21 protein-coding genes are annotated in these 25444 nt (G+C 54.1%); 13 read left to right on the top strand and 8 right to left on the bottom strand.

All coding sequences use genetic code 11. From position 1 onward, the window contains the following. Window positions 1-229: 229 nt before the first annotated feature. The 6 genes from QQJ86_RS17025 (at window position 230) to QQJ86_RS17000 (ending at window position 9138) form a co-directional block, all read left to right on the top strand. A complete protein-coding gene (locus QQJ86_RS17025) occupies window positions 230-3796 on the top strand; it encodes a methylmalonyl-CoA mutase family protein (protein WP_284322165.1) in 3567 nt (1188 codons plus the stop codon). Between the two features lie 596 nt (window positions 3797-4392). Beyond that, window positions 4393-4719 (top strand): hypothetical protein, encoded by a 327-nt coding sequence (locus QQJ86_RS17020; RefSeq protein WP_284322164.1) that lies wholly within the window; start codon window positions 4393-4395, stop codon window positions 4717-4719. Between the two features lie 124 nt (window positions 4720-4843). Further along, a complete protein-coding gene (locus QQJ86_RS17015; RefSeq protein WP_284322163.1) occupies window positions 4844-5257 on the top strand; it encodes a hypothetical protein in 414 nt (137 codons plus the stop codon). 112 nt (window positions 5258-5369) lie between these two features. Further along, complete coding sequence (locus QQJ86_RS17010) at window positions 5370-6959, top strand: RNA-directed DNA polymerase (RefSeq protein ID WP_284322162.1); 1590 nt, start codon at window positions 5370-5372, stop codon at window positions 6957-6959. Beyond that, window positions 6956-7681 (top strand): hypothetical protein, encoded by a 726-nt coding sequence (locus tag QQJ86_RS17005; protein ID WP_284322161.1) that lies wholly within the window; start codon window positions 6956-6958, stop codon window positions 7679-7681. Before QQJ86_RS17010 ends, QQJ86_RS17005 begins: the two co-directional genes overlap by 4 nt. Window positions 7682-7932: 251 nt before the next feature. Continuing rightward, window positions 7933-9138, top strand: coding sequence for an IS4 family transposase (locus QQJ86_RS17000; RefSeq protein WP_284322160.1), 1206 nt, complete (start codon window positions 7933-7935; stop codon window positions 9136-9138). A 191-nt stretch (window positions 9139-9329) separates the two neighbouring features. Here QQJ86_RS17000 and QQJ86_RS16995 read toward each other — a convergent pair whose 3' ends face one another. Continuing rightward, a complete protein-coding gene (locus tag QQJ86_RS16995; RefSeq protein WP_284322159.1) occupies window positions 9330-9944 on the bottom strand; it encodes a YopT-type cysteine protease domain-containing protein in 615 nt (204 codons plus the stop codon). Between the two features lie 311 nt (window positions 9945-10255). On the opposite strand from QQJ86_RS16995, the gene QQJ86_RS16990 reads away from it, so the two are divergent. From QQJ86_RS16990 to QQJ86_RS16980, 3 genes are all read left to right on the top strand, one after another. Beyond that, window positions 10256-11011 carry an AHH domain-containing protein gene (locus QQJ86_RS16990; RefSeq protein WP_284322158.1) on the top strand — a complete coding sequence of 252 codons (756 nt, stop codon included), beginning with the start codon at window positions 10256-10258 and terminating at the stop codon, window positions 11009-11011. Beyond that, window positions 11008-11565, top strand: coding sequence for a hypothetical protein (locus tag QQJ86_RS16985; protein WP_284322157.1), 558 nt, complete (start codon window positions 11008-11010; stop codon window positions 11563-11565). Before QQJ86_RS16990 ends, QQJ86_RS16985 begins: the two co-directional genes overlap by 4 nt. An 88-nt stretch (window positions 11566-11653) precedes the next feature. Beyond that, complete coding sequence (locus tag QQJ86_RS16980; RefSeq protein WP_284322156.1) at window positions 11654-11989, top strand: MarC family protein; 336 nt, start codon at window positions 11654-11656, stop codon at window positions 11987-11989. A 91-nt stretch (window positions 11990-12080) separates the two neighbouring features. Here QQJ86_RS16980 and QQJ86_RS16975 read toward each other — a convergent pair whose 3' ends face one another. Both QQJ86_RS16975 and QQJ86_RS16970 read right to left on the bottom strand, forming a co-directional pair. Then, window positions 12081-12524: a DUF2141 domain-containing protein gene (locus QQJ86_RS16975; protein WP_284322155.1), complete on the bottom strand. Its 444-nt coding sequence runs from the start codon at window positions 12522-12524 to the stop codon at window positions 12081-12083. Window positions 12525-12837: 313 nt separating this feature from the next. Further along, entirely contained in the window at window positions 12838-13233 is a 396-nt protein-coding gene (locus QQJ86_RS16970) for a carboxypeptidase-like regulatory domain-containing protein (protein ID WP_284322154.1), read from the bottom strand. Between the two features lie 688 nt (window positions 13234-13921). Here QQJ86_RS16970 and QQJ86_RS16965 point away from each other — a divergent pair. Next, window positions 13922-14698, top strand: coding sequence for an energy transducer TonB (locus tag QQJ86_RS16965; protein WP_284322153.1), 777 nt, complete (start codon window positions 13922-13924; stop codon window positions 14696-14698). Between the two features lie 182 nt (window positions 14699-14880). Further along, window positions 14881-15234: a hypothetical protein gene (locus QQJ86_RS16960; RefSeq protein ID WP_284322152.1), complete on the top strand. Its 354-nt coding sequence runs from the start codon at window positions 14881-14883 to the stop codon at window positions 15232-15234. Between the two features lie 1066 nt (window positions 15235-16300). On the opposite strand, the gene QQJ86_RS16955 is transcribed toward QQJ86_RS16960, so the two are convergent. From QQJ86_RS16955 to QQJ86_RS16940, 4 genes are all read right to left on the bottom strand, one after another. Then, complete coding sequence (locus QQJ86_RS16955; RefSeq protein WP_284322151.1) at window positions 16301-20170, bottom strand: NACHT domain-containing protein; 3870 nt, start codon at window positions 20168-20170, stop codon at window positions 16301-16303. A gap of 327 nt (window positions 20171-20497) precedes the next feature. Beyond that, a complete protein-coding gene (locus tag QQJ86_RS16950) occupies window positions 20498-21295 on the bottom strand; it encodes a hypothetical protein (RefSeq protein ID WP_284322150.1) in 798 nt (265 codons plus the stop codon). A 14-nt stretch (window positions 21296-21309) separates the two neighbouring features. Continuing rightward, a complete protein-coding gene (locus QQJ86_RS16945) occupies window positions 21310-21903 on the bottom strand; it encodes a hypothetical protein (protein WP_284322149.1) in 594 nt (197 codons plus the stop codon). A gap of 245 nt (window positions 21904-22148) precedes the next feature. Then, on the bottom strand, window positions 22149-22445 hold the full coding sequence (locus QQJ86_RS16940) for a helix-turn-helix domain-containing protein (RefSeq protein ID WP_284322484.1): 297 nt from the start codon (window positions 22443-22445) through the stop codon (window positions 22149-22151). Between the two features lie 172 nt (window positions 22446-22617). Between QQJ86_RS16940 and QQJ86_RS16935 the strand changes: the two genes are divergently transcribed. Both QQJ86_RS16935 and QQJ86_RS16930 read left to right on the top strand, forming a co-directional pair. Further along, on the top strand, window positions 22618-23412 hold the full coding sequence (locus QQJ86_RS16935) for a hypothetical protein (RefSeq protein ID WP_284322148.1): 795 nt from the start codon (window positions 22618-22620) through the stop codon (window positions 23410-23412). 75 nt (window positions 23413-23487) lie between these two features. Continuing rightward, on the top strand, window positions 23488-24237 hold the full coding sequence (locus QQJ86_RS16930; protein ID WP_284322147.1) for an SseB family protein: 750 nt from the start codon (window positions 23488-23490) through the stop codon (window positions 24235-24237). 154 nt (window positions 24238-24391) lie between these two features. Here the strand turns inward: QQJ86_RS16930 and QQJ86_RS16925 are convergent, their stop codons facing one another. Then, a complete protein-coding gene (locus QQJ86_RS16925; protein ID WP_284322146.1) occupies window positions 24392-25381 on the bottom strand; it encodes an alpha/beta hydrolase in 990 nt (329 codons plus the stop codon). Between the last annotated feature and the right edge of the window lie 63 nt (window positions 25382-25444).

Below are 25444 nucleotides of genomic sequence, written 5' to 3'. Positions count from 1 at the left end.
GGAACTTGAAATTCGCAGGTCGCCATGAAAGTTGCCTTCCCTCACGGGCGTGACGGGCATGAACGGCAACGTGCCATCCATGGCAACTCAAGTAGTTTGAACAATCCACGCTCACCGTTGCGAGAAGCCCACGCCATCTTTCGACACGGCCCCACGTACGCAAGCACCCGTTTAACAGGTAAGGCCATTAGAATGGTTGCGTTTGGAACATACCGTTCTCGGAGTCCCCATGAGTTCCCCCGCCAAGCACGTTCCTGCCACTTCCGCGCAGGCTGAAACCAGTCCGCTGCGCTTCGTCACGGCCGCCAGCCTGTTCGACGGCCACGATGCCGCCATCAATATCATGCGCCGCATCATTCAATCGCAGGGCGCGGAAGTGATTCACCTGGGCCACAACCGCTCGGTGGAAGACGTGGTTCGTGCTGCGCTGCAAGAAGACGCCGACGCCATCGCGCTGTCCTCCTACCAGGGCGGTCACGTCGAGTACTTCAAGTACATGGTGGACATGCTCAAGGAGAGGGGCGCCGCCCACGTCCGCGTGTTCGGCGGCGGCGGCGGCACCATCACCCCGGAGGAAATCCGCGAACTGCAAGCCTACGGCGTGGAGCGCATCTACCACCCCAACGACGGCATGAAGCTCGGCCTGGTGGAAATGATCGAAGACGTCATGCACCGCGCCGGCAACGCTGCCGCCAAGCGTGAGCAGAACGAAGCCATCGTTCCGGCCACCATCAACATCGACGACGAAATCAGCATCGGCCACACGCTCTCCGCCATCGAAGAAGGCAAGTTGAGCGAAGCCGAACTCGCGCGCCTACGCAAGGAATGGTCGCTGGCCGGCAAGCACACGCCCGTGCTCGGCATGACCGGCACCGGCGGCGCGGGTAAATCGTCCGTGGTGGATGAACTCCTGCTGCGCTTCCTGCACGCCTTCCCGCAGATGCGCATCGCCGTGCTCGCCGTCGATCCCACGCGCCGCCGCAGCGGTGGTGCACTGCTGGGTGACCGCATCCGCATGAATGCGCTGCGCAGCCATCGCGTATACATGCGCTCCATGGCCACGCGCCGCCAGAACGCTGCCACCAACGAAGTGCTGCACGACTGCATCAACTTCTTGAAGAGCCAGCCGTACGATCTAGTGATCGTGGAAACCGCCGGCATCGGCCAGAGCGATTCGGAAATCGTCGACCTCGTCGATTTCCCCGTCTACGTGATGACCAGCGACTACGGCGCCGCCAGCCAGCTCGAAAAAATCGACATGATCGATTTCGCCGAACTCGTCGTGCTCAACAAATTCGACAAGCGCGGCGCCGAAGACGCACTGCGCGACGTGCGCAAGCAGTGGAAGCGCAACCGCAACGCCTTCACCCTGAAAGACGAAGACGTGCCGGTGTATCCCACCATCGCCAGCCAGTTCAACGATCCAGGCGTCACCTGGATGTTCACCAACCTGTGCCGCCTGTTGCGCAACAAGCTCACTGCCAAGGGCAGCGAGCACGCCATCGAAACCACGCACTGCGATTTCAAGCCGAACCTGGACGTGACGCTGAAAGAACCGCGCGCCACCGTGCTGATTCCCGGCGCACGCGTGCGTTACCTCGCCGAAATCGCCGAGCAGGGCAGGGGCATCAACGCCGAGATCGAACGCGAAGCCGAATTCGCCAGCAAGGCACAGCACTACTACGAATCGCTGAAAGAAATCGGCGACCCAAAACTCCCGCGCCAGCTGGAGCGTTACGAGCACGACGATCTTCATGTCGTCATCCCGGCGCAGGCCGGGATCCAGTCAAATACGCCGCGCGAAGCGCACGACTTAAAAGCAGAAACACAGCAGGGGTCGGTAGATCGTTCACTTCTAGTTCTGCGCCAACGCTACAACGCCGCCCTGCGCGAACTCAGCCACGAAGCCCTGCACCTGCTGCGCGACTGGCCCAAGCTCTATAAATCCGTCACCGACGACGTGAACGAATACAAGGTGCGCGACAAAGTGATCCGCGTGGAGAACTACCGCGAATCGCTCAGCCACCAAAAGATTCCCAAAGTGTCGCCGCCCAAAACCAAAGACTGGGGCGATCAACTGCGCTTCCTCATGCGCGAAAACCTACCGGGCCACTATCCGTACACCGGCGGCGTGTATCCGTATCGCCGCACCGGTGAAGATCCCACCCGCATGTTCGCGGGCGAAGGCACGCCCGAGCGCACCAACCGCCGCTTCCATTACCTGAGCCAAGGCGGCGCCGCCACGCGCCTCTCCACCGCGTTCGACTCCGTCACCCTGTACGGCGAAGATCCCGCACCGCGCCCGGACATCTACGGCAAAATCGGCAACTCCGGCGTCAACATCGCCACGCTCGACGACATGAAGAAGCTGTACTCCGGCTTCGACCTCAGCGCGCCGACCAGTTCTGTATCGATGACCATCAACGGCCCCGCGCCAATCATCCTCGCGATGTTCATGAACACCGCGATCGACCAGAACGTGGAGAAATACCTCAAGGAAGATTCCGCGCGCTGGTCCGCTGCGCAAAAGCGCATGGACGAACTCTTCGCTGGCAAAAAGCGCCCCGCGTACTCCGGTGATCTGCCCAAGGGCAACGAAGGCCTAGGCTTGAACCTGCTCGGCGTCACCGGCGATCAACTCGTCGACGCTGCCACTTACGCACGCATCAAGGAAGAAACCCTGCAAACCGTGCGCGGCACCGTGCAGGCCGATATCTTGAAAGAAGACCAGGCGCAAAACACCTGCATCTTCAGCACCGAATTCGCGCTGCGCATGATGGGCGACATCCAGCAGTACTTCGTCGACCACAAGGTGCGCAACTTCTATTCGGTCTCCATTTCCGGCTATCACATCGCCGAAGCCGGCGCCAACCCGATCAGCCAGCTCGCCTTCACCCTCAGCAACGGCTTCACCATTGTTGAGTACTACCTCGCGCGCGGCATGCACATCGACGACTTCGCGCCGAACCTCAGCTTCTTCTTCTCCAACGGCATGGACCCGGAATACACCGTCATCGGCCGCGTCGCCCGCCGCATCTGGGCCCGCGCCATGCGCGAACGCTACGGCGCCAGCGCCCGCAGCCAGATGATGAAGTACCACATCCAAACCTCCGGCCGCTCCCTGCACGCGCAGGAAATCCAGTTCAACGACATCCGCACCACCCTGCAAGCGTTGTACGCACTGTTCGACAACTGCAACAGCCTGCACACCAACGCCTACGACGAAGCCATCACCACGCCCACCGAAGAAAGCGTGCGCCGCGCCGTAGCCATCCAGATGATCATCAACAAAGAACTCGGCCTCAACTTCAACGAAAACCCCTGGCAAGGCAGCTACATCGTCGACACCCTCACCGACCTCGTCGAAGAAGCCGTCTACAAGGAATTCGAAGCCATCAGCGAACGCGGCGGCGTGCTCGGCGCCATGGACACCATGTACCAGCGCGGCAAGATTCAAGAAGAATCGATGTATTACGAGCACAAGAAGCACGATGGCAGCCTGCCGCTGATCGGCGTCAACACCTTCCTGCCGAAGGATCATGGTGGCGAAATTGCGACCGAGATCGAGTTGATTCGTTCGACGGAAGAAGAAAAAGGCCAGCAGATCGAAAACGTGCAAGCCTTCGGTAAAGCTCGTAATTCGCTGGCGCCGGAAAGCTTGAAGACACTGCAGAACACTGCGAGGGAACGCAAGAATGTATTTGAGCAGTTGATGGAGGCGGTGAAGTACAACTCCTTGGGGCAGATTAGTCACGCGCTGTACGAAGTCGGCGGTGAATACCGCCGCAATATGTAAAACAGCGCGACACCTCAAACCATCCACATCCTCTCCCCTCCGGGGAGAGGGTCGGGGTGAGGGGCCATGCGAAGCATAAAACCCAATCTAGCCAAGACTCTGGTTAATGCCTGAAATGGCCGTCATTCCCGCAAAAGCGGGAATCTATTTTGCTCTCACCCTCTTATCACTTGCAGCGCAATTCATCGCCCGTCAGCCAGCAAAGATCCTCCTTCTAGGCAGGGCAAGCCATGTTTTGCTAGTCAGCAATTTGCGTGCTCGTTAGCTATGTCCGTTCACTTACTTACTCGGACTCCTTTCGTCACGCCGCCTTTACAACTTCCGTGTCGCAGCCTTGTTAGCATCTACATCGGGAATCTGGTTCTAGGGGAAAGGGGCAGGGGAACAATGAAAGGGTTAATCGTCGTGGCGGCAATCGCCACGCTGCTCATTGGCTGTATGCGGATTTCGACAAAACCTCTCACTTCCGGCGAGAGTTTGCGGAGCAAAGAAGCTAGTTGGGAATGATGGGATCAGAGTGCCTTTTATCTAAAAAGCACTCTGATCCCATTTCCCATCTTTGAACCTAAATGAGCTCGAATACATGGAGAGGCGTTATGAGTTCAATCGATAGTGATGGTGGCGATGAAGATTGGGATGGCCCGCTAATTACTTCCACACCTGTACGCCGCAGGAAGGCCGCCGCGAAGCGAGTTGGGAAGAAAAAGGCTGCTGCCAAGAAAATTCCACGAAGGGTAGCGAAGAAGGCCGCGCGAAAGGTCTCGGCGAAGAAGGCGGCTCGCAAAGCTAGTGCAAAGAAAGCAGCCAGAAAGGCAACTGCAAAGAAGTCAGCGCGTAAGGTGGCCGCAAAGAAGACTATGCGCAAAGCCGTGGCAAAAAAAATGGCACGGAAAGCCGCTGCGAAAAAGGCTGCTCGTAGGTAATAAATGAGAACGATGGCGGCGCTGACTTTTAAGTTGGACTGCCCGCTCTAGAGGAAGTTGCAAATATTTCGTTCTGAGGAAGGCAGTGAGATATCTAGGTTGGTCTTCACAGAGAGTTGATCTCATGGCGACTTTAAAGGAAGCAAGTCAGCGACTCGATTTGCTCAGCACTCAAATTTCAACGCAGGTGCGGACTGTTGCGCTTGGCGTGCTCGCTGTTGCGTGGCTATTTATTTCGGGAAGCAAGGATTCCCCAACGCTGCTCGCAAAGATTTCGGAGTGGGAGTTGGTGACGATTGCCTTTCTTTCGTTACTCGCGCTCGCATTTGATCTTTTACAATACTTCGTTGGCTACTTTGTCGACTATCGAGCGTACAAAAAGGCACGTGCGCTGAAAAACGCGGACAACCCTTCGCCCACGGTTAAATTTCCTAAAAACCCTTTGCGGCACTTTTTCTTTTACACAAAACAGATGCTTGCAATTGTCGCAGCGGGCTGGCTCGCTGTTGCTTGCATCTTGGCGATATTTGTCAAGTAAATGCGGAATGGGAAAGAGAAACTTCAGGGACGGAAGCGGTTAAGCCAAGTTAACTACCTCAGGTACGGATTCCGGGCTTTTTATTCGAGAATGACACTAAGTGGGGGATAGGGTGGAAAATAGCTTTCGTTTGGCTGTAAAAAATGTTGCGCGCTTCGGTGACACCGATGTTTTTCCATTTCCCATTGAAAACAGAATATTTGAAGATCGGCCTGACTTAATTCAAGAGCAATTAAAGGCAGTGCATCATTCATTTGACGAACATTTGAGTCGATATGCACCGGTGAACCAAAGCGCTCTTGCGCCGGTTGGATATACAGGCTTCAGATGGGCTACTCAAATTGATCCGCTCTGGAATGCGTATCTTCTATCCATGGTTATCGAGCTTGGGCCTTCTATCGAGGCGGCGAGATTACATGTCAACCGCGGCATAGTTCATTCCTATCGATTTGCGCCAGATGCTCAGTCTGGCGCACTTTTTGACCCGGCACATGGTTGGCGGAGCTTTCAGGCCCAATCGATAGAGCATGCAAAGCAGTTTCAATGGGTGTTGGTATGTGATGTTGCAGATTTCTACTCTCGTATTTATCACCATCGGCTCGACAATGCTCTTCTTCAGCTCAATTCTGGTGGTGGAATTCACCAGCGAATAATGACTTTACTCCAGAAATTTTCGAACAATGCTTCGTATGGTCTTCCTGTGGGAGGGCCCGCGTCGAGGCTGTTGTCAGAATTGGTTTTGAACCGAACAGATAGGTTGCTAGTTTCTGATGGATTGTGCTTTTGCCGTTTTGCAGACGACTATCACATTTTTGCAAAGACTGAAGAGGATGCCTATCGAGCGCTTGTCTACATATCAGAAAAGCTGTTGGTCAACGAGGGTCTGTCGCTTCAGAAGATGAAAACTCGAATCATGTCATCGAGAGAGTTCTTGGCGTCTTCTGAGTTGGAAGATGAAGATGCTGAGCAAGCCGATTCCGCTTCACTTCTTCGACTATCTCTTCAATTTGATCCTTATTCGCCCAATGCTGTAGAAGACTATGAGATTCTCCGGAGCGAAATTGCAAGGTTTGACATCAATGGCCTCTTGACTAAAGAGCTTCGTAAGAGCCGGGTTCATGGGCCAACAACAAGGAAGATAATTCAGGCAATCAAATTTCTCCCATCGCTTCAGAAGCGTGATGCTGTGCTGTCTATGCTTCGTAGCCTAGACTCGCTCGCTCCAGTGTTTGGAGCCGTCATGCTTGCTATTCGAGAGGCATTTAGTGATCTTGATGATCAGACAAAGGAAGAAGTTGGTCTAGTTCTTGGCGGATTGATTAAATCAGATTCGCATTTGTCAAAAATCGATCTTAATATCGCGTATGCGCTGCGCGTCATCGCTTTGCGACGTAGTGACGAACTTGAGGCAATTCTTGCCCAGCTTTATCGTTCGTCAACAAGTGAAGTAATACGGCGAGATATTTTGCTGATAATGGCAAAGTGGCTTGCAAGCTACTGGATATCCGATCGAAAGAGTTACTTCCATTCTATGGGAGTATGGGAGCGTCGAGCTTTCATTGTTTCCCATTACTTGCTAGGAGATGAGGGAAGGCATTGGCGCAATCACGTAAAGGATGAATTGACGCCGTTCGAGTTGGTTGTTCGGGACTGGGCATCCCAGAATGTTGCGGGCAGATCTATCGCGGAGCTCCCTCTATGATGTCTGAACGCACGTTTGCCAGACGCTTTTCGTCGTATTGGCGGAATTTACTGCCGATGGCAGACCAGTTTATAAGACGTGTTAACTTGAATCCGATGCGCTACGACTATGCAATTGCTAGCAACTCGGCACCCGATCGAAGGGCGTTGATTAACGAGGCGGCATTCATAACTGCCCGTATGGCGGCACAGAATTCTGCGCTTGATATAGGGGTTGAGAGGTATTCTTACTTGGATTTGGTTAAGGAGGCTGAAATTTCGGCAATTGCGAAAATTGCACCTCTCGAAAAGCGTGCTGTGAAAGATATTTCGAGTATTGCTGGTTACGAGATCGATGAGGTAGTGGATCTTTCTAAGTCGATTCTTCGTTTTATTGTCTCTGAAAGAGGGCAGGGGGATTTTCTATTTTCACCGCTTTTTCCAGGGTGTGGTATGGTTTCAGAAGGCGAGGGCGATCTGCTAGTAAGAGATGCATTGTGCGAATTGAAAGGGGGGGATCGTGGGTTTCGATCTCAAGATTTGAGGCAGGTATTTACGTATATATGTTTGAATTACTCTAGACATCGATTCAATATTGACAGATTGTGCGTCGTTAATCCGAGGCGTGGTGTAAAATTTGAAATTGGGGTAAATACACTATGCAACGCAATTGCTGGGCGATCTTTTTATGATGTTGCTAGTGACCTTGTGAAGTTTATGTCTGAAGTTGCCATATCACGTTAGGTGTCCTGAAAAAAGGACGGTGGTATCTAGAATCAAGTGCAACACCACCAATCGAGTTGCTGCATGGAGGTATAACGGTACCCAATAACGGTACCAGGTACCGTTATTTGCTCCCCGATAAGGGGCCGGAGGCTGAGGTTTCCCCACGTTTCTAGTGGATCAATCAACGACTTACGGCGGTACCGAGTGGCATAAGAGTGCGCGCATGGCGCATTCTTCAAGGCGACCAAGCACAATAAAGAGTGCCGCCCATGCGCGCGAGTCGAGTATTGCAGAAGTGTATGTCCAGGTCGTTAGGTGCAATGCATGCGTTGCGAAACCATGTATTAGTGCGTTCCGTTGAAGCGCTGCTACGAGGGCGGCGCCTGACATTGATGGATGTCGCACGCTCTTGGCCCGGTGCCGAACGCGTCAAAGCACCACTTAAAGCATTTGATCGACTGTTGAGTAACCGCCATCTCCACCAAGAACGATTTCAGATCTATGCCGATATGGCGCAATGGCTGTTGCGAGCGAAACACCCTCTCATCGTGATTGACTGGTCGGACTTGAAGGCTGATCGATCCTGGTGCCTGCTGCGAGCTGCAGTACCGGTGGGTGGACGCGCATTGCCGATTCTAGACATGGTTTTTCCGGGTAAAGAGCTCGGAGCACCTAAGGCCCATAAGCGCTTTCTGCATGCCTTGCGATCGTTGCTTCCGCCGCAGGTATGCCCGATTCTGGTGACCGATGCAGGTTTCCTTACCCCGTGGTTTCGAACGGTCTCATCCTTAGGCTGGCACTGGGTTGGTCGACTACGGCATCGCACTTTGGTCAAACCCGTCGGGGTCATCGATAAAGATAGTCAGTGGGTAGCTTGTCGTGACCTCTACGCACTGGCGACCACGACGCCCCGTGACATGGGCTTGATGGAAACCGTACGGGCGACGCGATGGGTCTGCCGGTTGGCTGTCTATGGCAAGGCACCACGTGGTCGCAAGGATTGCAATCGGTTGGGGCTTATTTCACGCCAGAAGAACAGTCGCCAGGCGGCGGCCCGCGAACGTGAGCCATGGCTGATTGTCGCTTCGCCGGAACTGAATCTTCATGCCAGGCAGTTGGTGAATATCTATGCCAAGCGTATGCAGATTGAAATGTCCTTTCGCGATCTGAAGTCCCATCGCTATGGACAAGGCTTTGAAGATAGCCTTACCCGCAGCAGCGCACGCATCGAGATACTGCTGCTGGTCCATGCCATGGCGTCATTCGCCAGCTGGCTTGTGGGTCTGGCTTGCGATGCCTCGGGGATCACCCATTGGTTGTCGCCTACACGCTCAATGCGAAGACTCTATTCCATTATTCGGGTAGGCCGCGAAGCGATTGTTAGGGACTGGCCCATCAACCCTGGGTGGCTATGTCTCGCACGGCTACGATCGCTCGCCTACGAGACCTTGCAACCAAGCCTTGCTGCCACATGAAAACGTGGGGAAACCTCAGGGCCGGAGGTAGTTAAGCTCATATAACACCTCAGTCTTATCCGCTTTGGTCAAGTTGTTCTGGTACCTCGGCAAGCCGGGTACTTCGTGCAACCCCAAAGGCAACCGGGACGGAGGTAGTTAAATAGAGCTGACTACCTCTGTCCCGGATTCAGCGCATCGTTTTGTATCCGTCAAGCGAAGCTCACCTGGGCCACATTGACAAACAGGTACATGTTGCCAGTGAGCGCGCTCGCCAACGATAGATCACCGAAAAACGCTTCGAGGTCGCCATCGCCGATGACGAACTCGCCGAAATTGGGATCGAACAGACGAATAGAATCGGCGTTCTGCGCACAAATCGCGTGCCCGCCACTCAACGTGGATATGTTGATCATCGCGTAGGGCATGTTGCCGTTCCGCATCGCAGGCAAGGCGTCGGCAAGCTGGGTGAATTCCGCGCCGCCGTCGACGAATTCGATGCTCATGCCGAATTTACCGATCTGGATCAGTCGATTCATGACCTGGAAATGGACGGCTGCGGTGAAGTCGTCGGTTCTGGCCTTTACATCCCGTTGAGCCGACTCGTAAAGACGCTGCCGGCCGCCGATCAGCTTTGCTTGCGAAGACACGTAGGCCATCCGATGGTCCGGGCTCTCATGGGGAACCTGTCGGAGTCGCTTGAGCCATTCGACACAGCTGCCGTAGCAGACCCCACCCTTTAGATCCAGGGCGTGGGGAAAGGCGGCATCGATAATCTGGGTGGTCTGATTCCAGCTCTTGACCCGGCAATCCGTTAGCGTGCTCATGGCGCGAAGATCCAGGCGAAAGGTATTGAAAAATGTAGTACAGAAAACCGCGTACGGAAAAGGGTGGCGCTTCGGCCATTAGGGGCTGGCGGTAGTTAAGTCCTCCCGTTTACCGCAAGGGTGTTTGTCATACTTCTTGCGTCCCGTCATGCGAATGCAAAATCCCATGTGCTTCATAACCGTGACGGAGGTAGTTACCTCCATTTGTGCATTTTCAGTATGCTTGCCCGACTTCTCATGTATCGGTTCAACGCGACCCGGCTCGTGCCGCTGCCTTATGCGGAAACATTGGCCGTCCAACGGAGGGAGATATGGCAAGTGCACTTGGTTCGACAGAACGAGTCAATCCGTTCAAGCAGCAATATGCAGGTCTGACGGATTTGTACGTCGTTGCAACGATGTACCACGGTGGCGGAGCTGGGCAAGAGCGCGTAAATCCCTATGCACTTGTCCACACGATTTGGCTTACCAAAGTCAAAATGGTGGTTTGCCAAAAGAACGGCATGGTGCTGCCATCATCGGCTCAAACAACATTCCAGGCAGACCAGATCGCGCACCCGAGGTTCTACGCAGCGGTCGAGGAATTGGAACCCGTCGAGAAGGTTCAATACGACGATAAAGGCAAGACCTTGCCTGTATCGAAGAAAAGTTTGGAAGCCGATGCAAAACGCAAGAATTTCAGCCATTCTGATGTTCTCGGCAAAAATATGATTGCGGCGGGACAAGTCAAACCGCGAGGCCAGGTCGACGCGCATCACATTGTGTCTGCACGTGCCAAGGGCGCCGCCCCATCCCGTATACGCCTTTATGGATGGGGCATTGGTATCGACGATGTCGATAACGGCGTTTTCCTTCCCCGCAACAAAAAGGTGGCAGTCATCGATCGCCGCCTTAAAAGCGCCACCAGGCATTCAGTCGTGCATACCGCTGTGTATCACCTTGCCGTTTTCAATGAGCTCCGTCAGGCATCTCCCAGCGATAGCGATGCCGGGCGCGGGAAGCTTCGCGACATCAAGCAAGACCTCGTTTTTGGAACCTTCCCTTATCGTAAGGACGATAGGCCGTGACCGTTTGGCTAATCACTAATGACCTTATCAACAAGGTTGAAACCATAGTGTTGCCTCCCGAAGCGGAGGGCGACGCCGACCTGTTAATGCAGCTCGGTGGAGAGGGCAAACCCGTCGTCTGGAATGAACCAATGCGCCTGGTTCGGGACAAAGGTGACTCAAGACGCAAGACACCCAAGCCGCGAACCGACCTGACCCCGTTCTTGTTCGGTGTCTTGGTGCTTAATCAAAAAGCCCGGGACGCTTTAGGGGGCTTTCTGTCGCGATTTGGGCAACTGCTTGAAATCGACGTTGAAGGGGAAACGGAGTATTACTACAACGTCACCAATGTGGTGTCCTGTATTGATCCTAAGCGAAGCAAGAGACGCGCGTCAGGCGCTATCCAGGATGAGGTCTTCAATACGTCGGCCGTTCCTTCCGAACCTGCCGTGTTCAAAGACCCTTTGACCGTGACCGGCCGTATTTACGTCAATGACGGCGGCAAGGCTCTGCTCGAACAACAGATCAAAGAGCATGGCATCACGGGCATGGACTTCGCCCGCGCAGGCCTATGATTGTCGTCAGGCTACTCCAGCATGATCCTTGGCATCATGAGCGCAAGCCGTACAGGCAGATCATTCCTCTAAATAAGGTTTGGTGGGCATGGCATCCGAACTTCACCAGTTTATCCATCTGCTCTTTATCGGCGTGGTGGCACTGTTTCCGGTGGTGAATCCCATAGGTACAGCCTTCGTGGTAATGCCTTACTTTGCGCACCTGGATAGAGTCGGAAAAAAGCGAGCGGTAGGCCAGATCACGCTGTACGCATTTTGTGTCTGCACCGTAACCCTGATAGTCGGCGCATGGATTTTGAAATTGTTCGGGCTGTCGATTCCCGTGGTGCAGTTGGCGGGTGGCATCATGATCTGCAGGATGGGTTGGGAATTCCTTTCGTCCGACAAAGACGAAACTTGGGTCAGAGTGCACTTTCAAATTTGAGTGAAAGAAAGTCCATCCTGACCCCAGTTTTGATTTTTTATTTTTCCCAATGACGTCATCCGGTGGCGACATCATCGGACCACATATCCCTTCATATGCCATGTTTGAGATGTATCAGGACAGTCGTGTTTTGCTCTGCCACGGTGAACTGCACTTCCTGGAAAGTCGGCATGCGCATCACGGAGGGATTGTTGCTGAAGCCGTAGCCCTCCTTGGGAATCCCAAACAGGTTGGTGCGCAGCTTGCCGCTGTTGTTCTCGTCCTGGTATACGCCGAGCCCGTAAGTACCGGGTTGAACGTTGCTGAAGGTGTAGCTCACCGCGCCAACCGACGCTTTGACATTGCCCATGGCGGTAGCTTTGGCCTTGTTGTTCCAAGCGGCTTCCGAACCGTCCAGTTCAAGCCGTACCGTACCGTTGGCATTGCGTAGACCATCCACGGTGACAGTCAGATCTGCAGCACGGGCAGAAAACGACAGCATGCACACAGCGATGCTTGCCAGCACGGCGGGCCGATAAATGGATTCAACGGACATATGCACCAACCTCCTTGCACTGTTTGAGGGACGTGCGGATGAGATGCATCGGGATCAAATAGGGTTGCACGAGCTGTGTGGCGGGCTCGAAAAAGCGGTTCTAGGATGACTTATCGATCTGATCGAAACCGTGGCTCGGAGTCATATTGCAAAGTGAGCCCGGAATCGTTCTTCGTCGGGTTAGATCTCGCACGCACTGCATGACGTGGGTAGCGAGTATCGGCGCAACATGTAACACCGCTCCTCACTCTCCCAAAACAAGAAGGCCCGTCTGTCGATGGGCCTTCTTGTTCCAACGTTGCCATTTGCGCAATCAGCGAGCGAGTGACGCCGTGCACTGATCGTTGTCGCAAGCAAAATCCACTTCGGACGCAACGCCCACGAAGAGCGGAACGCCAGGCAAGCTGGCAAGCGTCTTGCCGTCCTTTTCCAGCGACACTACATACGTCCCCGGCCGCAGCGAGGAGAGGGTGTAGCGACCTTTGCCGTTGGCGGTGCCGTGACGGGTAATGCCGGTATCGCTGTGCACGGTGACGGTGCCATCGGTGGGAGCCTTGCCGAAGATTTTGGAGTTGGTGTCCTGCGCATGAGCAGCGCTGAATGTCATGGCGCCAAATGCACCGATGGCAAAGGTCGACATGAGCACGGATGCGAAGCGAAATCCGTGCTTCTGCTGGCGATCGACTTTGGAGTCTTGGATGATTTTCATGCTTGTGCTCGTGATTTTTTGGGGAATTCAGGCGAGCAAAACCGCTCATCCGCTTACGCGGTGGTGGGTTTGCTTATCGATGTCAAAGCAGCACGGTTGGGGTGGGGGGGGCTGCCGGTGTACTTGCTTTCCTTATTGATTGCGGCGTCTCTTCCAGTAACGCTTGAGTTCGCTACTCCCATTCCAAATCGGGTACTACGATCGTTGGATGGTCGACGGCGACGATAGGTTTAAATTAGCAGAGAGGTGTTACACGATTCATGTGAAAGTCGTAACGCTTTTGCCCGGCACGAGCACTATCAGCGCCTTTTCTTTTCCCTCTCTGTAACGTTGCCGATAGATTCCGGCAAATGATCCGGCACCAGGTCTTTGCTGATCCAAACGGCATATAGGCCATAAGTAATCGGGAATCCGGGATTCCGTCGGATAACTCTTCTAAACGGAAGCAACTTACTTCACTTGCTGAGTAAGCATGGTCATAAAGCGCGTATCGATTTGGCGGACGCCAAAAGGCTACGAGAGGCCGCTTTAGCGGGAAATTATCGGAAATAACCGCTGGAAATCTGTCGGGGCCGATTGATTCGGTGCGTTGGCGAATATCTACTTGGGGCATGCGAAAGAACTTGGCTGAAGATTCGTCTCTCTGGCAAGCTTGGTACGGGACTCAAGAGTCTAAAAGGAGGGGTGTATGGATAGATCGGTACGAACTGCCGCTTCGGCCGACGCGTTGCTGGCATGTGTGACGCGACGCGGTAGAGGGATTGTGCGTAAAACATGGATGCTTTTGGCTCTTATGACTGGCCTCGCGGGATGTGCTTCGCAACTACCGCAGCACCGGATTATGTTGGATGGAGAGCCATGGCCATTGGATGCGAATGGCCACATCGTCACTGGAACGACGGCGGTGTTTACGTTGATCGACTATCGAGGCGTGGTGGTGGAAGCCTGTATTGAACAGAGCAGCGGAAATGATGCTCTGGATAAGTCAGCAATAAGGCGTATGGCCGCTGCTTCGTATCATCCGGAGATAAAGAGCGGGTTTCCTGCCTCGTCGTATGTACTGACTCCCATAACTTTTGGACCGACAGGGACCAAGTCGGCACCTTTGCCGAACATCCCGGAGGGAGAGCGTTGCGAGACACAGCCCCTGCCTGGAATCTCTGCCGCAGAAGTGGCGGCAGCAGAGGGCAAGAGAGTCACTATTTTTCCAACACCCGCGGGAGTGGTGCCGGATGTCGGCCAGCCGTGGCCTACGGATATGAACGGCGTGCCGATTAATGTTGATGTCTATACGACCGTCTTGGTGGACAAAACTGGACACATTATCTCGGTTGGAAGTACCAAGCCGAATAACTATGCGGCATTCAATGCAATGGCGTCGCAAGCGATAGCTAAAATGACTTTTGCGTCGAGCGATGTGGAACATTGGACGGTAGTGGGGTTCCACTTCCGCGCAAACAAATAAGGAATCGGAACACGCCCTGTTTTCTTGGGGCGATCAGGGAGAGCAGTTCCAGGTTAACTTATCGATCTGATCGAAACCTTGGCGCGGAGTCATATTGCAAATTGAACCTGCAACCGTTCTTCGTTGGGGAAGATCTCGCACGCACTGTATGACATGGGTAGCGAGCATCGGCGCAACATGTAATGCCGATACTCACTCTCCCAAAAAAGAAGGTCCGTCTGCCGACGGTTGTTCTTGTTCCGGTGTCGCTCTTTGCGCAATCAGCGGCTGAACATGCCGGTATCGCTATGCGCTGTGATGGTGCCATCTGTGGGAACCTTGCCGACGATTCTCGAGTTGGTCTCCTTCGCATGAGCAACGCGGAATGTCATGGCGCCAAATGTACTCATGGCAACGGTCAACATGAGTATCGACGCGAAGCGAATTTCGCGTTTCTGCTGGCGAAAGAATCAGCCAGTGCGGTTAGCGGGTTTGACGCTTGGCAACAATCCGTGGGTGGGCATTCCTTGCTTGCTTTTGCCTGCCGTGTTTCTTAGTTAGAGCGTTGGATTTTGCATAGAGCGCGCGGGGCGCCACGCATGACAAGCTCTGCAGGGGTGAATGCCATCGTGCAGCGAAAACTTCGACTTTTTGTTGGTCGTAAATCGAGACTGAGGCCACGACCATTGCTGTCATGACTTATGACGTGGATACCGTTTGGATCGGCGAAAACCTCGTATCGAATCATTAACTGGAATCTATCGACAATGTTACTGAGAGGAAGAATGAAAGGCCTTGATCGTGCTTGCAGAGGGCAAAAGCGTTACCACTTGCACATGAATCGTGCAACGACTCTTTGCTAATTTAAACCTACCGTAGTCGTCGACCATCCAACTGTCGTAGTACCTAATTTGGAATGGGAGTGGCAAACTCAAGCGTTTCTGGAAGAGACGCTGCAAGCAATAAGGGAGGCAAGTACATCGGCAGCCATCCCCGCCCCAGCCGTGCTGCTTTGACATCGATAAGCGAACCTATCGCCGCGCGAGCGGATGTGTGGTTTTGCCTGCCTGAATCCCCTCAAAACTTCTGAGCACAAGCATGAAGATCATTCAAAAAATCTGAAGTCTTCCTGGCGATATTCCTCGATGCGCAGCGCGCCACGCAGCTAGCCGCACGCGCAGCCGACATCTCGCCAGCCACCGTTCAATAAGTAGGGCAGCAACAAGCTGCCTCCATGTTGGCTACATCGTCGACACCCTCATCAGATATCTCGACGAACGACGTACAAGCTCGATGGTGGTACTGGGGTAGTTTGTCGTCACCGCTGTTTAACACTGTCGCGTGTGCTGATTTGGGCTGTCTCTAATTCTGCTCCTGTTTCTGCCGCTGTCGCTGCTGTTCAACTTTCTGTGCGCGAAAATGATCGACGGCTTTATCCCAGATCAGCATTCCCTATCGCCGACGGACACCCTTGCGCCATAGTCACCCTTCGGAAACGACAAAGACTGGGGGCGCCGTATCGAACGCATCACGCGACCGATCGCCGATGATCAGCCGTATGTCGACGCCTATCAGTGGAAGTCGACCCAAAGCAGGCATCGCGCGACACATCACGCAGTCGTGCTAGACCACTTTCGAGTCCTTAGCAGACCAAACCGAAAATGAGCGGTGGATATGGCCATGAGCTTGGTAGATCCGTTGCCTGACAGGCTCGCGGATCACGGCGTGACCTTCCATCTTCTTCAGCCAGTTTCGTTCACCCCAGTTGCACCAGACCAGAACTTGGCGCGTGTCTGCCAGGTAACGCCGAAGGAGATCAGCACGAACATACAAGAGGCGGTGCCGATCTCCCTTCCACCCGTCTCCCGCCTCTCGATAGAGCGTCCCGGGGTTGCCCATTGAATCGTAGAAATCGATCTCACGATTCTTGCTCGCTAAGCCAAGCCGTTGAATCAAACTGGGCGCTGGGAGAGTGAAACCTAAGAAATCGTTGTGCGCCGAATGGTAAGACTCCCAACCAAAGTGAATGAACGGAAGTTCAAGGCGGATGCCCGGGACATGACGCGTTTTCGGGATCGGGCCGAGTAGTTCTCGAAACGAAATGCCTGTCTCCTTTGCTTCACCAGATATCGGATTGATTTTGATGACGGCACGCGAAGTCTTCTCCTGTGGATACACGCGCTCGTGTCGATCGAACGCCTCCACGATTTGTCGACGATAACGGCCGTTCCTCTGGCATAGTTGCCGCGCATAGTTCTGACAACGTCCAGCCTCCCCTCCATAGAGATAGTAGTCCGTAGCTCCATCCGGGATCTTGTCGTTCCCGGGGTACTCAAGTGCAAGGAACTTCTCCCTGAAACTGCTTACCTCTTTGCGTGGGATAAACACTCCACGCAAAAAGGCAAAGAGCTCGCGATCGTGACTCTCGTCGGTCCCGCGAATGAATCCCTCCACGAGCACCCACTCACCTGGATGCCCATTGATTTCAGGGACCACGAGCAACGAACTCCAGTTCGGTGTGAAGCCACCCTCGACCCAGGCTTCGGTGACGACGTCTGATTCACCAAACAGGTCAGGAATTGGTGGCGTCCAGTCAGGTGGGTGTTTCGGAAAACTTGGATCAACACCGCAATCTGATGTTCTCTCACCGAAACGCCAGTCCGGCAACTTTCTCCCGGCCTCGCGCTCCCCCCACATCTCGAAGTAGGCAATCCATGAGTACTTTTTTCCATACCGATCCACCTTCTGCTGGTCCTGTGCATTCCAAGATGAATTGCCGATCTCCCTATCGACCTCTTTGAACAGCTTTGCTCGGTACCCCAGGTCGAACATGCGTCGTTCGATCTTCGCGCGGACTCTTACGTAGTCTGGGTTATTTTCGTCGTAGTTCGCCCGGTCAGGGATCAAGCGTCCTAACGTGTAGTTGCCGAAATCCATTTGAATGGCATGACCGATAGCTTCTTTCACGCCTGGATCAGGTGTGCCGTCACTGGTAAAGGTCGAAGATGTGTTCGGAAATGGCAGTGCAAGATCTCGGATCGCGGCTTTGGGTAGCGCAACACAATTCGCGCGCTGCGCAATTTGGATGATGCCGAGTGCGTAGTCTCGCATCAGAATCTGGCGTGTTGCGTAACGTGCGCCGGAGGCGAACATCTTTCGATACAGGGTTTTCGCGAGGCGCCCAAGTTGAGGTCGAAACGTCGATGCCGACTCCGAGTCCACTTGGGACAAAGTCGTCCCGTACGCAGCCGCCAACATGCGTTCCGGCACATAAGGATCATTGAATCTAAGGCTCGTTACGACATGGGTGAATAGCACATCGGGAAACCTTTCGCCGATCAACACAAGCGCCTTTGTTGCTAGATCGCGATCGCTGCGAACGACCGTTGTAAGGACCAGAGAGAGAAGTACAACGAGTTCAGTCGCAGAGGGCTGTGTCATATTCGCTGCGTTGAGCTTATCCGCCCAAGTTAGCAGTCTATGAATGGTGGGCGATGCGTACCGTCGCCGAAGATATTCGGACCACTGAAGATCGCGCTCCGGCATCGGATAATGCGCCAGGAAATCGTACAGGCGCTTGGCATGGTACGGATGGTTAGGCTTGGTGGAGACGGCGGCCAATGCGTCAACCATTCGCTCCCATGCCCGCGACCCAGTGTTCAGATATTGATTAATGACGGCCCGCGTTCCTTCAGTGAACGCTGCAGGGTCGCGCCAAAACATCCCTTCGATGAATGGCGCGAAGTAGGCATTCAAGTTTTGGGCTCGCTTGGGCAAAACAAAAAACAGCTCGCGCTTCTTGTGTGGTAGTCGCTTCCCCACACGCTCTGGAAATTCCGTAATTAACGCCTGTGCCCAACCCGGCTCCGCGTACTCGTGGTGGTAGCGTCGGGGCATACGGAAGATGCGCGCAAGGGGTGATTTGGCTGCAAAGCTTCGCTTGATTGTTACAGCCGAAGAGACATCGAGATATGTCTTAAGCAAATGTCGTGCGATCAAGTGGTCGCTGAATCGTTGATAGGGAAGTCGGAAGACGACCCGGGATTTGAATCCAGATTTAGTCGAGTACCAGACGGCATCCTCTTCGATGAGGCCGTTTGTTCGCAGCACATCAAGGAGCTGGCGGCGCTGCGTCGGTCTCAACGCTGAGCAGCTAGCGGCGATGATGCGATCGGCCTCCGATCGACGAACATAGCCGCGCAGATTTGCCGCCATGCACGGTGCGAACCCGGCGACCCGCCTGTCTGCAATTTGATCACTTCCCTTCAACAGTCTCCAACATCCCTTGGCCGCCAGACCGAATTCGCGCTCAATTGGTTCGCCAACGCGATTAACGAACGATTCGAGGACATAAGTCATTCCCCTTTGCCCCGATGCAATACCTGCAAAACCCTTCGCCAGCTTCTTGCCTGTAAGGTTCTGGAGTGATTGACAGATGAGCTTCAGCGTGAGCGGGCGCGCGAATTCCCTGTCCAACAGCGGCACTTCCGGTAGCGGAAGGTTGTAGTACTGGAAGAAGGCTGCCTGAGCATCGAATTCCTGATCGTCGAACCCGAGGTGCACGACCTTATGAAATTTTTCTAGGTCTTTCTGCCTTATGGCGATGGGCTCAAACGGAGTCCGGCACGAAACGATCAACCCAATGTTCGGGCGGTCTGCAACGAGTGCTTGAAGAGTGGTGACAGTTTCTCGCCATTCACGACGACGACCTTCGTTTACGCCATCAAGGATAATGACTGCGCGCTCTGCGGTTCCCTCAACCAATTCTTCGAGTCGATCGAATACCTCAGCCGGAGTGCACCCTGGCGCAATCCGCGCACAGATTTCTGAAACGACGCCGCCTTGGAAGTTCTTGGCCAGAACAAGGACAGTCGCTTGGTTGCGACCGATTCGATCTTGAGTGACATCGCACAGCAGATGTGTCTTTCCCGTGCCCCACTCACCGCTCACCAGAAGTTGCGGATCAAACAGGACTTTGAATGCCGCGCTCTGGATGTACTCCTTCTCATCACGCACAATGACCAAACACCGATCGATGGCGTTCATGTTGCCTCGAATAGTGTTGCGTACAGGGGAGTAGCCGCTTTCGGCGTCGGCCGGCTGCAACTTGGCTTCCTCCGCACGCCAGTGCGCCAGATCCGCCGATAGTTCGCCTTCAATGCCGGAAAGCCGATCCAACCACTCATTTCCTGCCTCTGCGTCGCGTGCACGAAGACGCGTTAATATCGCTGACAAGGATGTACGGGCATCGTTTACTCGCGCCTCAATTTCGGCGCGGTGCTGGCTGCAGTGCTCGGCACGGTCCCAAGCCTGAGAAAACGCATCAAGGATCGACTGAAATCTTGCTAAAGCATCCGCCCCGCAGGCGACGTTCTCGATCGCGGTGAAGAGCGATTTGATCCTCAGATTCGGCGCTCGAGGATCCAGCCCGGGCGTGTATCTTTGCCCAGCTTGCCGAATCTGGTCTTTGCTCAGACCAGTTAGTGCTGCCAAGAACGATTCGTGAGCGGAAGACATGGCCAAACTATAAGACAGAGCAGGTCTGCGCGGCCGCTGTGGTCTGATTCGATAGATGGGCCGCAATCCCGTGTTCAATAGCTGCCCCTGGCCAACTCCGGCCGATGGCCTTCCGCTAGTCAGGATGCTGGCGCGCTGATCATGAAAGATTGGTTCGGGTGATCAACTTTATCGGTGTGCGCACAAGACCCGGTATAGTGGGTTGAGTCGATCGGAAGAAGCCGCGAAGCGAGCCGGTAAACCCGATGATCAATACATGGCCGGTGGCCTATCCTGCTTCAATAACCACCGCCATCGAATGGGTCACGGAGTCAGCAACTGCGTCGCAAGGCTTTTAGTCAGGCTCCAAAACATTGCCGAGTCATGGTTATTCAGGGAAACCCCATGGGATCGCTCCTTTTCGGGGTGCACATAATTTCTGTAGTCGCGCAGCACAGCAGCTACATCTTTGCCGGAACGAGATATCCAGCCAAGTTCGTGACCCACTTCGATATAAGGACGCAATGTCCATTCTGAAAGGCTCAATGGTTTCTGTGTTTTGTTGTCCTTCGGTGTGGACTTTTGAGTAAAAAGTGGGCGTTTATCTGTTAAACGATTCGCTTTGGCGACGAACAGTGCTTCAAGAAGACCTCCCATCATTATGGTCGCCGCAAGATGGGCCTCTGCGCTTATGCATTTCTGACATTCATCCCATCTTCGATTGAGAATATCTTGCATTTGCGTATCGCTCGCCAGAGCCGCGAAATTTGGTGGAGGATCATAAGAAGAAATAGGATTTGCCGTTAGCAAATCAGATCGCAATCGATTGACTGCAGCTTTGGCATCTTTAAGGCATGTCTTGTATGTTGTTCTACTTGATGCCTTCGACGTAGCCTCTAGAATGCGCTGCAAGTGGCCATCCACGGCCGAGAGACTGGTAGCCGGCAATACATTTTCCAGACTGGGCCGATGGCTGCGAAACCAAGAGTAAGCCGTGGCCTTCAGATATTGAAGAGTATCTAGTTGAGTAACCTGCACTGACGTTCCGCCAGAGATTTTCCTTCTGGCTTTCTCGATCTCATCTAGGGTTAGTTCAATTTTATCTAATGGCGAGTCAGTCACGCTCGTATCCTGCTTTAGCGTTTCCGTTTTACTGAGTCCTTCCTCTTTCCTGTCGGTGCCCGCTTCTTCGCTGCGCGTTTTGAGACAGCAGCGTTTTCGCCAGTGTTTGGAAGTGTCATAGCCACTAAATTTTCGCCAACACTGTTAATGCGATAAGCTCCACGACTTACCTGATCGATGTACCCCTGGTTCTTCGCGTTATTCAACGTCATGAGCGGTTGCACGAACCGTTGCCGGCCTACCAATCTGGCTGCATCCTGCAGGACTTCGGCCGAAATGGAATCTTTTCTTTGATCCGGCGAGGATTCAAAACGGTAGTAATAGGCGGTAGCCGTTGCAAACTGTACGTCGCTTCTTGGCTTTTTATTCTCCATGAACGTTTTGATATCTGGGGCGCTCTTTGGCAACCCAAAAGTTTCCCCGACGCCTGGTCCGGTTGGTGCGTTTGCAGTGGCCGCGTTGGGAGTTGCCGGAGTGGGGGACTGAAAGCTGATTTCTAAACTCTCAGCAACCCATCGTAGAATTCGATTTTGGCGATCTTTATCTTTTTCTTTCAGTAGATCTGAGATCGCCTTGGCTGTATCAAAGTCACTGTGGATGTCGCTCATACATTTTCCTATGAGAGAGTCTGGCGTACTGGCTAATTGATATGGGCTAATGGTACTTACTTTTCTGCTCGTGCGACGCCGATGCGACGGCATGCCTGTTCGCAATCGACTTTGGTGTTAAGCCGGATACAGTACTCATCCAGGCCTCTGCGTAATTCTGACGCCCCAAGTATCTTGTCGCGATGTCCGAGTACCAAAAGAAAGCAAATGTCGTTCCGCGTGGTCCCAACTGCCAAGTATCGGGGCTAGCGATTAGGACGCCTTAACAAAGCTATGAGTCTCCGCTTTCGAGTTGGAGACAGTCGATGGTACGTTGCGATGAGATCGGCCAAATCGTCCTCATTGGCGAAGAAATAAGCAATGGGCAAATCCAAGACCTCGCCCAGTTTGGCTAACGTGCTCGTGTCTGGGGTGTGTTTGCCACGTTCGTACTGATTAATGCGTGGGGACGCCACTGAGGGATCTAGGCCTGCACGTATCCCAAGTTCGCGCTGAGACAATCCGGTGGCCGTCCTGGCCTCTCGCAGGCGCGTGGCGACCACCGCCTCTTTTTTGCCTCCTCGTGCCACCAGTTCTCGCGCCCTCGCTATGGTGCGAGAAGCTTCGATGGCATGGATTTGCCTGCATACTAAGACTTCCTTAGTATAGGAGTGCTGCCTTGCAGCTCGCCCACGTCCCAATGGGCCATCCAATTCAATAACTTAAAGGTACGACGTGAACCCGACTGACCTGACCGCCAGCCTATTTTTCTCGGCGGCCGTACGAGTGGGAGCGGACATTTCGCTGACACGCCTATTGCCCCTGGACGCCCTTAACAAGCCGCTTGCGCCCCACGAAAGCTATTCTCAGCGCATCCTGCTCTCGCTACATGCACTGGGAATCATCGAGCCCGAAGTGTCGCAGTCGCACGCCGAAGATTGGCTGCTTGCACGAGACTGGATGCGCCATGGGTTCGACAGTATCGCCTGGCGTATTCGTTGGGCTCCACGTGATTGCCGGCGCCAGCACGAGGAAATGAAGGCGCTGCTTCGGGATATCGAACTGTCCGAGGATACATTCCAAGCCTTGTTGGCTCTTTGGGAAGATCTCGCCTTAGCAGAGGTAGCCCAATATGCGAGCTGGACGCTGGCTAAGTCCGGGTACAACCCGGAATGGACCGACCAAGCGATCGATGCTCTACGTAGAGCGCTGAAAGATTTCAGCGCGAGCCAAGTGATGTATCTCATTTATCTCGCCATGCGAACGCTCGCCATGACGCATCAGCAAGGTGGCATGGATGCCACCCGATTGAGTCAGGTCTTTGCCGATGCGATTGCCAGTTTTGCGCGTCGGGCACACGTCGAGAATTGGGCTATCCGGGGGATGACGCGTCCCGCAGACCTGCCCATGAGCATTCTGGCAACGATCTTTGCACACGAAGTCACACGACTGGATGACGAATATCTCACCGTCCGTCCTTCGCTTGATGCATTGATGATTGCCATGGCACGTCATCGCACCATCCATTAGCGCCCCTCCTTGGAGCTGTTTTTGACAGCGCGAAAAACGAACCCCTTCGAATGGGTGGATGAGTAGGAACCAACGATGGCACACACAGAAGAAGAGCGATTGGAGTCACTGTGGCTTCATGCCAATCGTAATGCTCATGCAGAAGCGGCCTTCTTGCGAGAGCTGAGCCATCAACGGGTGGTCGTAATCTTGCGGCAAGCCCCGGGACCAGGTGAAGCCACACCGGAGCGCAATCTGGTGCAATGGCGGCGAGAGACTGATGGCACGGCGTTCGTGCCCATCTTTACGCGCGCAATGCGCCTGCCATTCGCGCCGCCTACGCCAGCCCAACTCGCACGTGTTCCCATGCGCGTGCTATTAGCAGCCCTTGGCGATCAAACGTACATCGTTAACCCGCTTTCGGAGGCATCGTTCGAGCTGCAGGCCGCAGAGCGAATCTTGCTGCGTCGCTACATCGCAGAGGCACATTACGATGCAGAATGGCCATCTCGTCACGCGCCTTGGATCTTTCGGTTACCCGACGATGCACTTTTCCCGGTCGCCGTCAAATTGGCGGAATGGTTCAACGCGACGGGTCGTGTTAATCAGGCGTTTCTCTATGAGCTTACGCGTGGTAAGGAATCTCGCACGGAGATAGTATTGGGACTAAATGAGCCTCCCGATAAAGTGTTAGCTGACACGTTGACGGAGATAGCGATCCAATCCGGGGTCAAAGCCACATTCTTCATCGTTCGCTTTCTGCCCGACGAGCCGTCACATCGAGAAGGTATCTTGCAGGCAGGCTTCACTCCTTTTTATCAACGGCCGATGTCGTTACGTCATTAGAAAATTTAGCCGCTGCATACGATAGCATCCGCCACAGTCGGTTCAGCGCGCCACTTTGGCTTGAAGTGTGCTACTTGTTCTGCAGCACACTCCGCCGACCTTGCATTGAAGGTATCCGGTCGTGATTTGATCCAATCAGCGCTGCATCACTGACTCAGTTCTCAGTCGCATCGCTTGCGGTGCCGTTGATGGCGGCGACTTGTTGAGAAGGCGCGTGTTTGCTCAGCCAGGCGATGACGTCAGCGGTGACATGCGCACGTTGTGGGTCGTGCAGAATGTCGTGATAGGCGCCGTCATACGCCTTCAATGCCTTATCTCGACTGCTCACCGCGGAGTAGAGCGTTTGGCTTCCTTCGGGCGGATTAACTTTATCGCCGGTGCCATAGAGGACCAATATCGGCATCGTGATCTGCCCCATCTTTTTTTGCACGTCCGCCATGCCGTTGATGGTGGCGACGGCGCTGGCGGCAGGTAACTTCTGATGGCTGATCAATGGATCGTCTGCGAGAGACGCCATGACGTCCTTGTCTCGCGAGAACTCACTATCATCGACTGCAACGACGTTGGCACCAGGGGCAATCGAAGCAATGATTCGGGCGAGGCCAACCTGAATTCCACTCACGCTATGCGGCCTTTGCAAGGCAGCTCCGCTGAGAATGACACCGTCCAGCTTGTTCGCATGTGCGAGCGCGTACTCCGTAGTAATTAGGCCGCCCAAGCTATGTCCATACACGAACGCTGGCACGCCCGGATATTCCTTCTTCGCTTCGTTCACGGCAAGGTCGACATCGCTCACCATCTGCGCCATGGAATTGAAGCGTTGGCGCCGGCCGCCCGAGTGAGCATGTCCGCGTAGATCCTGTGCGAAGACGGCGAAGCCGTGCTCGGAAAGCTCTCGCGAGAAATCGTCGTAACGAAGAGAGTGGTCTCGGAGACCGTGAACGATCACGACAACACCCCGTGGTGGACTCTGCGTGGCCTTCCAAGAAAACAGCTGAAGGCATACGCCGTCATTGGCCTGCATAGCCATCGTTTGATAGGCCGCCATCGCACCCGGCTTCGGGCCCTGGCATGCATTAGAGTTAGAGGCATACGTGAAGGTCGACGCGGTGATGAGGGCGCCGGCCATCAGCGCTTTGAACAAGCGGTGAGGCATGGTTTTCATTTCAATTTCCTCAAAGTTCGAAGTTGGTCGCAGCGCAAGGGG

Source organism: Dyella acidisoli (assembly GCF_030160295.1).
In the GTDB taxonomy this organism is placed as follows: domain Bacteria; phylum Pseudomonadota; class Gammaproteobacteria; order Xanthomonadales; family Rhodanobacteraceae; genus Dyella_B; species Dyella_B acidisoli.
Note: the sequence above shows the minus strand (reverse complement) of the source record. Positions and strands in the feature narration are given on the sequence as shown.

What these genes read in the sequence shown, in the direction of transcription:
- QQJ86_RS16975 (WP_284322155.1), bottom strand. Translation starts at nt 12,524, where the DNA reads ATGTCCGTTGAATCCATTTATCGGCCCGCCGTGCTGGCAAGCATCGCT.
- QQJ86_RS16995 (WP_284322159.1), bottom strand. Translation starts at nt 9,944, where the DNA reads ATGAGCACGCTAACGGATTGCCGGGTCAAGAGCTGGAATCAGACCACC.
- QQJ86_RS16960 (WP_284322152.1), top strand. Translation starts at nt 14,881, where the DNA reads ATGCCGATACTCACTCTCCCAAAAAAGAAGGTCCGTCTGCCGACGGTT.
- QQJ86_RS16930 (WP_284322147.1), top strand. Translation starts at nt 23,488, where the DNA reads ATGGCACACACAGAAGAAGAGCGATTGGAGTCACTGTGGCTTCATGCC.
- QQJ86_RS16945 (WP_284322149.1), bottom strand. Translation starts at nt 21,903, where the DNA reads ATGAGCGACATCCACAGTGACTTTGATACAGCCAAGGCGATCTCAGAT.
- QQJ86_RS17000 (WP_284322160.1), top strand. Translation starts at nt 7,933, where the DNA reads ATGCGCGCGAGTCGAGTATTGCAGAAGTGTATGTCCAGGTCGTTAGGT.
- QQJ86_RS17005 (WP_284322161.1), top strand. Translation starts at nt 6,956, where the DNA reads ATGATGTCTGAACGCACGTTTGCCAGACGCTTTTCGTCGTATTGGCGG.
- QQJ86_RS16980 (WP_284322156.1), top strand. Translation starts at nt 11,654, where the DNA reads ATGGCATCCGAACTTCACCAGTTTATCCATCTGCTCTTTATCGGCGTG.
- QQJ86_RS16970 (WP_284322154.1), bottom strand. Translation starts at nt 13,233, where the DNA reads ATGAAAATCATCCAAGACTCCAAAGTCGATCGCCAGCAGAAGCACGGA.
- QQJ86_RS17015 (WP_284322163.1), top strand. Translation starts at nt 4,844, where the DNA reads ATGGCGACTTTAAAGGAAGCAAGTCAGCGACTCGATTTGCTCAGCACT.
- QQJ86_RS16990 (WP_284322158.1), top strand. Translation starts at nt 10,256, where the DNA reads ATGGCAAGTGCACTTGGTTCGACAGAACGAGTCAATCCGTTCAAGCAG.
- QQJ86_RS16965 (WP_284322153.1), top strand. Translation starts at nt 13,922, where the DNA reads ATGGATAGATCGGTACGAACTGCCGCTTCGGCCGACGCGTTGCTGGCA.
- QQJ86_RS17025 (WP_284322165.1), top strand. Translation starts at nt 230, where the DNA reads ATGAGTTCCCCCGCCAAGCACGTTCCTGCCACTTCCGCGCAGGCTGAA.
- QQJ86_RS17020 (WP_284322164.1), top strand. Translation starts at nt 4,393, where the DNA reads ATGAGTTCAATCGATAGTGATGGTGGCGATGAAGATTGGGATGGCCCG.